The sequence below is a fragment of the Actinomyces viscosus genome (assembly GCF_900637975.1).
GTDB lineage: Bacteria > Actinomycetota > Actinomycetes > Actinomycetales > Actinomycetaceae > Actinomyces > Actinomyces viscosus.
This window is the reverse complement of sequence record NZ_LR134477.1, coordinates 341,475-353,725: the sequence shown is the minus strand read 5'-3', so window position 1 is coordinate 353,725 and position 12,251 is coordinate 341,475. Positions and strand designations below refer to the sequence as shown.

Below are 12,251 nucleotides of genomic sequence, written 5' to 3'. Positions count from 1 at the left end.
GATCAGCCCCGCTTCGCTGCGTCGTCGGGCTCCCAGACGCCGGGGACCACGTCTCCGGGCAGGAGGGCGTTTCCGTGGCCGACGAAGGCCGGCTCGGTGATGCCCTGAGCACGCTGCGACTCGAAGTCCCGCAGCGCTCCGATGACCCAGGGGGCCAGGCGAATGATGACGATGAGGTTGAGTACGCCCAGGAGCCCCAGGGCGATGTCGGACAGGGCCCACACCACGGGAAGACTCAGGACGGTGCCGCCGAAGGCCGCGGCGGTCAAAATGATCCCGAAGACCTGCTCGGCCCGGCGCTCTCCTCCCAGGAAGTTGACGTTGACCTGGGCATAGGAGTAGCAGCCCAGCACCGTGGAGAACACCAGGACGAAGATGAGCACCACCATGGGCCAGGTGGTCCAGGACCCCAGGTGCTCGGCGACGGCCTGCTGGGTGAGGATCGCCCCGACCAGGGAGGAGTCGCCGGGCTGGTAGGTGTCAACGGCCAGCAGGATGAGCAGACCGGTGGCCGTGCACACGAGGATCGTGTCGACGAAGACGCCGAATGACTGGATGAGTCCCTGGCGCACGGGGTGGGCGACGGTCGCGGTACCGGCGGCGTTGGGGACGGTGCCCAGGCCGGCCTCGTTGGAGAACAGGCCACGGCGCACGCCGTTGAGCAGCGCGGCGAGAAGTCCCCCGGCCGTACCGAAGAAGGCCTCGTTGAGACCGAAGGCCCCTTCAATGACGCTCAGGAGAACCTCGGGAAGCCGACCCAGGTTGAGGACGATGACGACCACGGCGACGATCACGTAGGCCAAGGCCATGATCGGGGACAGCCACTCCGCGACACGGGCCACGAGGCGTACTCCGCCCAGGACCACGGGGGCCGTCAGCAGGACGAGGAAGACCCCGACCATCCAGCCCGAGAGGCTGGGAACGGTGGCCGTGATGACCTCGGCCAGTGAGTTCGTCTGCACCATGACCACGGTGACCCCCACCGAGACGATGCACAGGACGGCGAAGACCCGACCCCACAGGGCGGATCCCAGGCCGTTCTTGATGTAGTAGGCGGGGCCGCCGCGGAAGGTGAAGTCGCGCCCGCGCTCCTTGAAGATCTGTGCGAGCGTCGACTCCACGAAGCTGGTGGCCATGCCGATGAGCGCGACGACCCACATCCAGAACAGGGCGCCGGGGCCACCGGCCACGACGGCCAGGGCCACTCCGGCGATGTTGCCGATACCGACGCGCGCGGCCAGGCCCACGGCGAATGCCTGGAAGGAGGAGATGCCGCCCTGGGCGCCGGAGCGCGACCCGGACAGCGAGTTGACCATCGTGCCGAAGTGGCGCAGCTGCACCAGCCGGGTGCGGGCGGTCAGGTAGATGCCGGCGAGGATGAGGAGCGCGGCGAGGAGGTAGGTGTAGAAGAAGTCGTCGACGGAGTTGAGCAGGTTCTCGATACTGGCGAGGTTCATGCGTCGGCTCCTGTCGAGGCGGCGGGCTGGCTGCTGGCCGGGGTGGCTGCGGGAACGGCGTCGGCGGTCTCATCGGGCTCGTCCGGCTCGGTGGTCCGGGGGCGCTCACCGCCCCAGACGTCGCCGGGGAGGTCTCCGGGCAGGTACGGGTTGCCGACGCCGCTGAAGACGGGGACGGCTCGTCCCTGTGCGCGCTGGGCGTCCCAGTCCCTGAGCGCGCCCAAGCCCCAGCGGGCGAGCCAGATGAGGGTGACCAGGTTGGTCAGGGTCATGACGGCCATGGTGATGTCGACGGTGTTCCACACAACGGTCAGGGTGGCGAGCGCCCCCAGATAGGTGGAGGCCACCGAGACCAGGCGGGGCAGCCACCGCCATACGGGCCGCTCGGTGATGAAGGTCATGGAGACCTCGGAGTAGGTGGCGGCGGCGATGATGGAGGAGAAGGCCAGGACGAAGATGACGATGGCCATGGGCACGGCCGTCCAGCTGCCGAGGGTGGCGGCGACGGCGTCGGAGGTGAGGGTGCCCGCGGCATCGGGGCTCAGGGTGCCGGCCTCCACCAGGGCGGGGCTGTAGACGCCGGAGACCAGGATGATGAAGGCGGTCGCGGTGCACACGACGATGGTGTCGATGAACACGCCGAGGGACTGAATGAGCCCCTGCTGGACGGGGTGTGCCACGGTCGCGGTGGCGGCGGCGAAGGGCGCGGTGCCCTGCCCGGCCTCGTTGGAGAACAGGCCGCGGCGGGTGCCGTTGGTCAGCGCCGCGATCATTCCTCCGGTGACTCCCCCGGCGAAGGGGGAGGGACCGAAGGCCGAGGACACGATGGTGGCCAGGATGCCCGGGAGCTGGGTGATGTGGAGGGCCACGATGACGACGGCCATGACCACGTAGACCAGGGCCATGACGGGAGCCATCCACTCGGTGACGCGGGCGACCCGGCGCACGCCACCGAGGATCACGAGCGCCGAGAGCCCCACGAGCACCGCGATGGTGATGTTCGGGGGCAGGTTCAGCGGGGAGTACGGGCCGATGACGCCGGCGACGGCGTTGGACTGGACCATGATGATGGAGAAGCCGCAGGTGAAGATCGTCAGGCAGGCGAAGAGCACCCCCAGGGGGCGGCTGCGCAGCCCCCTGGACATGTAGTAGGCGGGCCCGCCGCGGAAGGAGCCGTCGGCGTGGCGGACCTTGAACATCTGGGCCAGGGTGGCCTCGAAGAAGGCGGTGGCCATGCCAACCAGGGCCACGACCCACATCCAGAAGATCGCGCCGGGCCCGCCCAGGATGAGGGCGGCGGCCACGCCGAAGACGTTGCCGATGCCCACGCGGGCGGCCAGGGAGATCGTGAAGGCCTGGAAGGAGGAGATTCCTCCCTGTGCGCCTGAGCGTGATCCGACCACCTGACGGAACATGTCCGGCAGGCGGCGCAGCTGGACGGCGCCGGTGCGGACGGTCAGCAGGATCCCGGTACCGACGAGCACCCACATGGTGATGTGGAGCGTGATCCAGTCCGAGACCGCCTCGAGCTGGGCGGCTAGGGCATCCATGGGAGATTCGGCCTTTCACGGTGTCGCAGCAGGTGGGGACGGCCCGCATGGTCTCACGAATCGGCGCCCGGGACATAGCGCGGTCGCTGCATAGGACGCGGCGAGGCCTTCCGACGACGGAATCCCGCGCGTCTTCCCGAATCGTTTGTCATCCGGCCCCGTGAGACGATGGCACGGTGACCACCCAGACAGCTCCGGCCCTCAACGCGATGCTCGACGCCCTCATCCCGGCCGATGACCCCGAGCGCGTCCCCGAGCCCGAGGAGGTCTACCTGGCCTTTTCCGAGTGGGCGGAGACGACCGGCCGTCCGCTCTACCCGCACCAGGACGAGGCCCTGTCGGAGATCCTTGAGGGTCGCCACGTCATCGCCGCGACCCCGACCGGATCGGGCAAGTCGATGATCGCGCTGGCCGCCCACACCGTCTCGCTGGCCCGCGGGGGCCGCTCCTACTACACGGCGCCCCTCAAGGCCCTGGTCAGTGAGAAGTTCTTCGAGCTGGTGCGCCTGTTCGGGGCGGACAACGTCGGCATGGTCACCGGAGACACCTCCATCAACGCCGCCGCCCCGATCATCTGCTGCACCGCGGAGATCCTGGCCAACCAGTCCCTGCGCGAGGGCGAGGACATGGACGTCGACTGCGTCGTCATGGACGAGTTCCACTACTACGCCGACCCCCAGCGCGGCTGGGCCTGGCAGGTGCCCCTCCTCGAGCTGCCCCAGGCGCAGATGGTGCTGCTGTCGGCGACGCTGGGCGACGTCTCCTTCTTCGTGCGCGACCTGCGTGAGCGCACAGGTCGTGAGGTCGCCGTCGTCGACGATGCCGTCCGACCGGTCCCCCTGGAGATGGAGTACGTCGTCGAGCCGATCGGTGAGCTGCTCCAGCGTCTGGTGGGGCAGGACAAGGCCCCGGTCTACGTCGTCCACTTCTCCCAGAAGGAGGCGGTCGAGCGCGCCACCTCTCTCCTCAGCGTCGACCTGGTGCCCAAGTCCCGCAAGGCCGAGGTGGCACGCGCCCTGGGAGACTTCCGCTTCGGCGGTGGTTTCGGGGCCACGCTCTCGCGCCTGCTGCGCGCCGGGATCGGCGTGCACCACGCGGGCATGCTGCCGCGCTACCGCAGGCTCGTGGAGCGCCTGGCCCGTGAGGGCCTGCTGTCGGTCATCTGCGGCACGGACACGCTCGGGGTGGGGATCAACGTACCGATCCGCTCGGTGGTCATGACCTCGCTGGTGAAGTTCGACGGCTCGAAGGAGCGTCACCTCACCGCGCGCGAGTTCCACCAGATTGCCGGGCGGGCGGGACGCGCCGGCTTCGACACCCGCGGCTACGTCGTCGTCCAGGCCCCCGAGCACGTCATCGAGAACGCCAAGGCCCTGGCCAAGGCCGGCGACGACGAGCGTAAGCGCCGCAAGATCGTGCGCAAGAAGGCCCCCGAGGGGCGCGTCAACTGGACAGACAAGACCTTCGAGCGGCTGCGCGACGCGCCCCCGGAGACCCTGACCAGTCAGTTCCAGGTCACCACCACCATGGTGCTCAACCTCATGGAGCGCGCCGGTAACCCGGTGGCGGCGATGGCCGCTCTGCTGGAGCGCGCCCACGAGCCCGAGGCCCAACGGCGCCGGCACGTGCGCCGCGCCCTGGAGATCTACCTGTCGCTGCGCACGGCGGGCGTCCTCACGCACGTCTCCAGCGCCCAGGCGGCCGCCGACGGGCACCCCCGGCTCAGGCTGGCCGTGGACCTGCCGGCCGACTTCGCCCTCAACCAGCCCTTGGCGCCCTTCGCCCTGGCGGCCATGGACCTGCTCAATGTGGAGGCCCCGGAGCACACGGTCGACGTCGTCAGCGTCGTCGAGGCGACCCTGGACGACCCGCGCCCGCTGCTCTACGCCCAGCAGCGCGCCGCCCGCGGTGAGGCGATCGCCGCGATGAAGGCCGAGGGGATGGACTACGAGGAGCGCATGGCCGCCCTGGAGGAGGTCACCTGGCCCCAGCCCCTGGCCGAGCTCCTGAGTCCTGCCCTGGAGATGTACAAGCAGGCCAACCCGTGGATCGCCGAGCACGAGCTGGCGCCGAAATCGGTGGTGCGCGAGATGGTGGAGAACGCGATGACCTTCTCCGACCTCATCTCCCGCTACGAGCTGGGGCGCAGCGAGGGCGTGGTGCTGCGCTACCTCACCGACGCCTACCGGGCGCTGCGCCAGGTGGTGCCCGACGAGCACCGAACGCCCGAGGTCGCAGAGCTGATCGACTGGCTGGGGGCGCTCGTGCGCGCCGTCGACTCCTCCCTGCTCGACGAGTGGGAGGCGCTCGGCCAGGCGCAGGCGGGCAGGGCGGTCGAGGTCGCCGGCCTGCTGGAGGGCGACCGTCCTGGCGCGGACGACTCCGCGGGGGTGGAGCGGGCCTTCGGCGCGGGCGAGGACGGGACGGTGGCCTTCACCCGTAACCGCCACGCCTTCCGAGTCGCGGTGCGCCGAGAGATGTTCCGGCGCGTCGAGCTCATGGCGCGCGACGACGTCGAGGCCCTGGGGCGCCTGGACGCCTCCTCCGGCTGGGGCGAGGACCGCTGGGACGAGGTGCTGGGGCGCTACTGGGAGGAGTACGACTGGATCGGCACGGACACCTCCGCCCGCGCGATCTCGCTGGCACCACTCGACGAGGCCCCCGATGAGACGGCACTGGCGGCAGCCGGGGTCAGCGAGCGCCTGCGCGAGGCCCTGGAGACCTCCGGGCGGCAGGTGTGGCTGGCCACCCAGGTCCTGGAGGATCCCGACGGCGACCACGACTGGCGCCTGACGGCCCTGGTGGACCTGGCCGAGTGCGATCGCGAAAACCGGGCGGTCGTCCACCTGCTGTCCGTGGGCCCGCAGCAGGGCTAGCCCGCCTCGCTGCCGCCGAAGTCGGGCCTGACCGGTTGCCGCAGCACCGTCCTCATCCTCTCCGGAGCCACGCGCCTGGGGTCACTGAGGTAGATCTCGTGGTGGGGTCCGTTCCAGGTGAGTCCGAGGCGCGGCATGACCTCGTCGTGCAAGCGCGCCAGGGTGGGGGCCTCGGCGTCGTAGGTGCCCACGTGGAGGATCTGCAGCGACCTGCCCTCCGTGAGGTGGAGCTCCCGGAGCTCCCCGATCGGAATCCCGGGCTTCTTGCGCCCCGCCTGGTCCAGCCCCTCGGCGATGTCCTGGGACGAGACTGCTTCAGGCAGGGGGATCATCATGGTCCAGTCCCACGCGCCCTTGTCGAGGGCGACGAAGGCGGAGCTGTCCGGGCTCGTCCACAGCCCCTCAAGGGGACCGACGACGAAGTCGTCACCGGTGCGTTGCTTCAGAACAGAACGGATCGCGTAGGCGCCCGCGTACAGCGCCTGGATCGCGGTGGCGTAGGCGGGCGAGGTGTTGGGGTCACCGTGCCCGTCGATCGCCAGGTAGGTCATGGCCGGCACCTCCACCTCCGTGAAGTCGGCCGCCGTTGGCAGATACAGGTCCTTGCGGTCCTTCTTGATGTCAGTCCTCATCGCTTCCTGCTTTCCTCAGAAGGGTACGGGTCCAGGTGAGATCTGCTTCCTGACGCAGGATCTCGTAGTCGAGAATGGCCAGGGCATGCTCCTCATCGACCTGCTCTCGCCGGCTGCGCAGCTGGTTGAGGGCCTCCTGGAGCGCCTCGGCCCGGTGCGCGAGCGCGGTCACCAGATCGGGATCGTCGAGCCGGGGATAGGCGCCCAGCGCCGGGAGCACCCCTGCGGCGGGCGGGGTCGGAGTGAGGACACGCTCAACAGCTCCCTCGCGCAGCTCGCGCCGACCGGCGTCAGTGACACGGAAGACGGTGCGACGCCTCGTGGAGCCGTCGTCGGCCTCGACGAGCCCTCGTTCCGCCAGACGCTTCAGGACGTAGTAGACGGAGGAGAAGGCCAGGGAGGTCCACTGGCGGTAGCCGCGCTGCTCAATGACCCGGTCAAGGTCGTAACCGTGGCGAGGCTGCTCGGCGATAAGGGAGAGGACAACGATGTCGGCATCGGAGGTCACATCGATACTCTAGCACTAGAGTAAATATGAGCAAGGCGATCGCCGAGCCGCTTTGACAGCCGTCGACGCCGGAGGGGTGGCCGTCCTACGCGCCGACCGCCGCGGCGAGCTCACGGATCTGGGCCGGGCGGGTACGGCAGCAGCCGCCGACGAGCCGGACCCCGGAGGCGATCCATGAGGGCGCCAGCGCCGCGAGCTCAACTCCCCCTTCTCCGGCCCGCCAGGTCTTGGCCCGCGGGTCGTAGATGTCTCCAGCGTTGGGGTAGGCCACCAGCGGTTTCATGGTGGCTGCGCGCAGCACCGGCAGGGCCCGGCCGACGACGTCGGGAGCCACGCAGTTGATGCCGACGGCGACGACCGCCCCCTCCCCCTCGGCCCAGCCGATCGCCTCGGCGAGCGGGGTGCCGTCGGCCAGGTGGGCGCCGTCGGGCCGCACCTGGAAGGAGACCCAGCACTCGGCCTCAGGGGCGAGATCCGCGACCATGGCGACGAGCGCTCGTGCCTCGTCCAGGCGCGGCAGGGTCTCCAGGGCGAACAGGTCGACCCCCTCCCCCACCAGCACCTCGATACGGGGCAGATGGACGTCCCGGAAGCCGGGGGTATCAAGGCTCTCGAGGCGGTAGGCGCCGGTGTACTCGCTTCCGTCGGCCAGGTAGGCGCCGTAGGGACCGAGCCCTCCGGCCACGAGCACCTGCGCCCCAGGATGGTCCGCCTCAAAGCGACGGGCCGCCTCACCGGCGAGACGGACGCCGGCCGCGATGATCTCTCGGGCGCCCTCCGCGTCGTGCCCGGCCCGGATCAGCGCCGGGAGCGTCGCCTGGTAGGTGTTGGTCGTGATGACGCGGGCCCCGGCCTCCAGGTAGTCGGCGTGGACTGCGAGCACCGCCTCGGGTGCCGCGGTGAGCGCGAGCGCCGACCACAGCGCATGGTGGGTATCGACCCCGCGGGCGTCGAGCTCGGTGCCCATCGCCCCGTCCAGGACGACCGGGCCGCGGGCCAGAAGATCAGACAGCCGGGCTGAGGCCCGTCGGGGGGACTGGGCGGAGGACGCGGTGGGTACCCAGGACGTTCGCATTGCGACACGGTATCGAATGGTTCCAAACGCTGACGGTAGCGTCCTGCCCTATGGCACCCGTTGCAGATTCCCATGGGCCCGCCGAGACAGCCGAGGCATCAGCGTCCCCATCCACCCCTCCCTCTCAATCCGAGCAGGACGCCCCTGACACCCAGGGGCATGTGACAGCACTGGAACGCCGCATGAACCGGCGCCACCTCATGATGATCAGCTTCGGCGGAGTCATCGGCACCGGGTTGTTCCTGTCCACCGGCAACACGATCAACCAGGCCGGCCCTCTGGGAACCGTCCTGGCGTACACGATCGGCGCCGTCATCGTCTACCTGGTCATGGTGTGCCTGGGTGAACTGAGTGTGGCGATGCCCTTCACCGGCGCCTTCCACGTCTACGCCCGCCAGTACCTGGGACCCGCCACCGGGTTCGTGACGGCCATCCTGTACTGGCTCACCTGGACGGTGGCCCTGGGCAGTGAGTTCACCGGCGCCGCCATGATCATGTACGGCTGGTTCCCGAGCGTCCCCGTGTGGGTGTGGGCCGCCTCCTTCATCGTCCTGGTCCTGGTTCTCAACATGGTCTCGGTCAAGGTGTTCGCCGAGGCGGAGACGCTGCTGTCGGGGATCAAGGTGGTCGCGATCATCATGTTCATCATCCTGGGGCTCGCCGCGATCACCGGCCTGCTGCCCTACGAGGGCCACCGCTCAGCCCTGGGACTGACGAACCTGTACCAGGACGGACTGTTCCCCAACGGCTTCGGCGCCGTGTTCACCACGATTCTGGCGGTCAACTTCGCCTTCTCCGGCACCGAGCTCATCGGCATCACGGCTGGAGAGGTCGAGAACCCAGGTGAGACCATCCCTCGGGCGATTCGCGCGACACTGGCCCGCCTGGCCATCTTCTTCATCGGCTCGATCGTCGTGATCGCGGCGCTGATCCCCTGGGAGAAGGCCGGGGTCGAGGAGAGCCCCTTCGTGACGGTCCTGTCCAGGATCGGCGTTCCCTATGCCGGGGCCCTCATGAACGTCGTCATCCTGGCCGCCATCCTGTCGGCGGCGAACTCGGGGCTCTACGCCTCGACCCGCATGCTGTGGTCACTGGCCAATGAGGGCACCCTGCCCAAGGTCCTGGCCCACACCAACCGGTTCGGGGTGCCGGCGCTGGCGATGGGGCTGTCCATGATCGGCGGGCTGGCGGCACTACTCACCTCGGCCTACGCCGCCTCCACGGTCTACCTGGTTCTCGTGTCCATCTCGGGGCTCGCAGTCGTGCTGGTGTGGGTCGTCATCGCCGCCTGCCACCTGTCCTTCCGACGGCGCTGGCTCGCCGAGGGCCGCAGTCCTGCGGACCTGACCTACCGGGCCCCCGCGTACCCGTGGGTCTCGATCGCCGCACTGGGACTGTCAGCCGCCTCCTGCCTGCTCATCGTCTTCGACCCCGAGCAGCGCCCCGCTCTGGGAATCACCGCCGTCTTCCTGGCGGTCTGCTACGCCGGCTACTGGGGAGCCAACCGCCGGATCAGCCTCTAGGACTGACGAGCAGGACCGTGCCGCGCACGGCCCCTGCTTTCCGCAAGCCCTAGCGGGTCTCGACGATCTGCTTGCCGAAGGGGAAGCAGGTGACGGGGATGAGCTTGATGTTGGCGACCGCCAGCGGGATCCCGACGATGGTGATGGCCTGTGCGGCAGCGGTGGTGACGTGCCCGATGGCCAGCCACAGCCCGGCGACGAGGAACCAGATGACGTTGCTGATCCCGCTCATGGCTCCGGCCCCAGGTGCAGGGACCACCTCACGCCCGAAGGGCCACAGCACGTAGGCGGCGATGCGGAAGGAGGCGACACCGGCGGGAATCGTGACGATGAGGAGACAGGCGATCAGACCGAAGAAGATGTAGCCGAGGAAGAGCCAGAAGCCGCCGAAGACGACCCAGATGATGTTGAGCAGCGTGCGCATGTCACTTATCTATCACACGGGCACCTCAACGTGCCCACGGCCCTGGCCGGTCACCAGAAGATGCGCTGGGCGATGGCGTCGGCGAAGTTGTCCAGCGCCTCCGGAGCCGCTCCCAGGTAGAGGCCCGCGTCGATCAGCGAGACCTCCATGAGGTAGAAGCCGCCCTGACCGTCGCCGACGACGTCCACACGGTTGAACAGAAGCTGGATGTCACGCCCGGAGACCTCCTTGATAAGCGTGTGGATGGCCTTGCGCACGCGCTCGCCCCAGAGCCACTCCTGCTCACTGGGCTCCCGTGCGGTCACGATCTCCTCGTGGATCTGGTCCGTCGACTTGAAGGACGGGTGGAGCATGGGGGCCTTCTCCACGGCGTGAGAGAGCACGCCGTTGAAGTAGACCAGCGAGACCTCTCCCTTGCGGTCGACCTCCTCGAGGTATCGCTGAACCATGACGGTGCGTCCACGGCGCAGGTGGTGCATCGCGTCATTGATCGCCGACGACCGGGAGGAGGCGTCGGTCGCGGTGTAGCGCCCCGTACCGCGCCCGCCCGAGGAGACGGCCGGCTTGACGACGAAGTCACCATGAGCCGGGAAGCGCGTATGAACCTGGTGCTTGGAGTAGCCCGCCTCCGGCTCCAGCCACGTCGTCGGAATCATGGACACCCCCCACTCGCTCAACCGGGTGAGGTAGTGCTTGTCCGAGTTCCAGGTGACGACGTCGGGGTGGTTGGCCAGCCTAGGAACCGACCGGGCCCACTGAAGGAAGCTGGAGTAGTTGCCCTTGGTGGCGTAGTCGCGGACGCTGCGCAGCACGACGGTTCCCGCCCGGCCCCAGTCGACGTCGGGGTCGTTCCACACGGCGATCCTCGGCTCGATACCACGCGCGCGCAGGGCATCGGGCAGGCCGCGGTCGTCGTCGTCAAGCTCTGGAAAGTCGGCACAGGTAGCCAGCGTCACGATCGGGTCGCTCATGTGGCCCACGCTACCGCGCGAGGCCTCACCGCGAGAGCCGCAGGCGTGTGACTCTGAACCGCCCCTGCACCAGTACGAAGGAGTACCTCCTGGTTGGGAGGACCAGGAGGACCGCCGCCCCGTCAGCCCCGTCCGCGCATCATTGACGCGGCACCGCAGCGCCACTCACCCACGCGCCCCAGCGCCACCCGAGCAGGTGCCACAATGCTGGGATGACCCCCGATCGCAAGACCCTCGGAACCGCCGACCAGCGCTACCGGGCGTCCATGACCGCCATCGTCATCGCAACCGTCCTTGCCGCGACCCTGCTCGGGGGGACGGTCTCCCTGCTCACCGGTGCCCGTTCAGGTCGCAGCAGCCTGTGGGGAGGCGTGGCGGTCGCCCTGGTGATGGTGACGGGATGGGCCGTCGGGACTGGTGTGCGCGACCGCAAGAAGCTTGATCTGCCCCTGTGGCGCCGCCTCGATGAGGAGCAGGCGGCCACCCTGAGGCAGTACCGCCAGTGGTCGCGCACCGGCCGCATCGAGAGGCACGAGGACCACGAGGACCGCTCGGAGCCCTGAGCGTCCCTGAGCGATACAAAGCCCCGTAGTCCCGTTGAGGATCCTCAGTCCGGCCCCACCTGGCCTCCACCCTCAACTCCTTGAGACTTGCCACACAAACAGCTGGTTTCGCGGATTCCGGCTGGACGACCCCCTCCTCCATCCGTAAAGTATTCCTCCGTCGCCCGACGAACCACGTCAAATGACATCGTTGTGGCGAAGGCACCGCTAGCTCAATTGGCAGAGCAGCTGACTCTTAATCAGCGGGTTCAGGGTTCAAGTCCCTGGCGGTGTACGGACCTTCCGGCCCAACGGGTCGGAAGACACCGGCCTCCAAGGCCGAGCACCGCTAGCTCAATTGGCAGAGCAGCTGACTCTTAATCAGCGGGTTCAGGGTTCAAGTCCCTGGCGGTGTACCACGAGGGACGCGCGCTTTGCCCGGAATGACCCCGCAGGCACTGCAGCGAGAGCAGGTTGGCGCCCAGACAGCATCCGCCGAAGGCATCACTGGGAAGCACTCGGAACGCCGCCGCCTCATTGGTGTCCGCTCCCCCTCGTGAGCACAGCGAGCACAGCTCGCGGCTGGGTCAGTCGACCGCAGCACCAGAACTCTTTACCCGCAGCACGCCGGGGCGCAGGCGACCCTCGCCATCCTGCCCGCTGCTGCCAGGCCCTCACGGGCCGACGACGTCG

General features: G+C 68.9%; 10 protein-coding genes and 2 tRNA genes. 5 read left to right on the top strand and 7 right to left on the bottom strand.

Annotation, left to right across the window (positions count from 1 at the left end):
• Positions 1–2: 2 nt before the first annotated feature.
• Positions 3–1,457: an alanine/glycine:cation symporter family protein gene (locus EL340_RS01610; RefSeq protein WP_126413135.1), complete on the bottom strand. Its 1,455-nt coding sequence runs from the start codon at positions 1,455–1,457 to the stop codon at positions 3–5.
• Positions 1,454–3,007, bottom strand: a complete 1,554-nt coding sequence (locus tag EL340_RS01605; RefSeq protein ID WP_126413134.1) for an alanine/glycine:cation symporter family protein — start codon at positions 3,005–3,007, stop codon at positions 1,454–1,456. Before EL340_RS01605 ends, EL340_RS01610 begins: the two co-directional genes overlap by 4 nt.
• A gap of 209 nt (positions 3,008–3,216) precedes the next feature.
• On the opposite strand from EL340_RS01605, the gene EL340_RS01600 reads away from it, so the two are divergent.
• Entirely contained in the window at positions 3,217–5,883 is a 2,667-nt protein-coding gene (locus EL340_RS01600; RefSeq protein WP_126415255.1) for a DEAD/DEAH box helicase, read from the top strand.
• Here the strand turns inward: EL340_RS01600 and EL340_RS01595 are convergent.
• The 3 genes from EL340_RS01595 to mmuM form a co-directional block, all read right to left on the bottom strand.
• Positions 5,880–6,515 carry a GyrI-like domain-containing protein gene (locus EL340_RS01595; protein ID WP_126413133.1) on the bottom strand — a complete coding sequence of 212 codons (636 nt, stop codon included), beginning with the start codon at positions 6,513–6,515 and terminating at the stop codon, positions 5,880–5,882. The two genes, EL340_RS01600 and EL340_RS01595, sit on opposite strands and share 4 nt — an antisense overlap.
• On the bottom strand, positions 6,505–7,023 hold the full coding sequence (locus tag EL340_RS01590; protein WP_126413132.1) for a PadR family transcriptional regulator: 519 nt from the start codon (positions 7,021–7,023) through the stop codon (positions 6,505–6,507). Before EL340_RS01590 ends, EL340_RS01595 begins: the two co-directional genes overlap by 11 nt.
• Positions 7,024–7,108: 85 nt before the next feature.
• A complete protein-coding gene (gene mmuM / locus EL340_RS01585) occupies positions 7,109–8,098 on the bottom strand; it encodes a homocysteine S-methyltransferase (protein ID WP_126413131.1) in 990 nt (329 codons plus the stop codon).
• Between the two features lie 182 nt (positions 8,099–8,280).
• On the opposite strand from mmuM, the gene EL340_RS01580 reads away from it, so the two are divergent.
• A complete protein-coding gene (locus EL340_RS01580) occupies positions 8,281–9,621 on the top strand; it encodes an amino acid permease (protein WP_126415254.1) in 1,341 nt (446 codons plus the stop codon).
• Positions 9,622–9,670: 49 nt separating this feature from the next.
• Here EL340_RS01580 and EL340_RS01575 read toward each other — a convergent pair whose 3' ends face one another.
• The gene (locus EL340_RS01575) at positions 9,671–10,045 is read right to left on the bottom strand and encodes a YccF domain-containing protein (protein WP_126413130.1); all 375 of its coding nucleotides are present in this window, start codon (positions 10,043–10,045) and stop codon (positions 9,671–9,673) included.
• A 50-nt stretch (positions 10,046–10,095) separates the two neighbouring features.
• The gene (locus EL340_RS01570; RefSeq protein WP_126413129.1) at positions 10,096–11,016 is read right to left on the bottom strand and encodes an ATP-grasp domain-containing protein; all 921 of its coding nucleotides are present in this window, start codon (positions 11,014–11,016) and stop codon (positions 10,096–10,098) included.
• A gap of 212 nt (positions 11,017–11,228) precedes the next feature.
• Between EL340_RS01570 and EL340_RS01565 the strand changes: the two genes are divergently transcribed.
• The 3 genes from EL340_RS01565 to EL340_RS01555 all read left to right on the top strand — a co-directional run bounded on the left by EL340_RS01565 (position 11,229) and on the right by EL340_RS01555 (position 11,977).
• A complete protein-coding gene (locus EL340_RS01565) occupies positions 11,229–11,579 on the top strand; it encodes a hypothetical protein (RefSeq protein WP_232023171.1) in 351 nt (116 codons plus the stop codon).
• 201 nt (positions 11,580–11,780) lie between these two features.
• Positions 11,781–11,853: transfer RNA gene (locus tag EL340_RS01560), tRNA-Lys, on the top strand.
• 48 nt (positions 11,854–11,901) lie between these two features.
• A tRNA-Lys gene (locus EL340_RS01555) sits at positions 11,902–11,977 on the top strand.
• Positions 11,978–12,251: the final 274 nt, after the last annotated feature.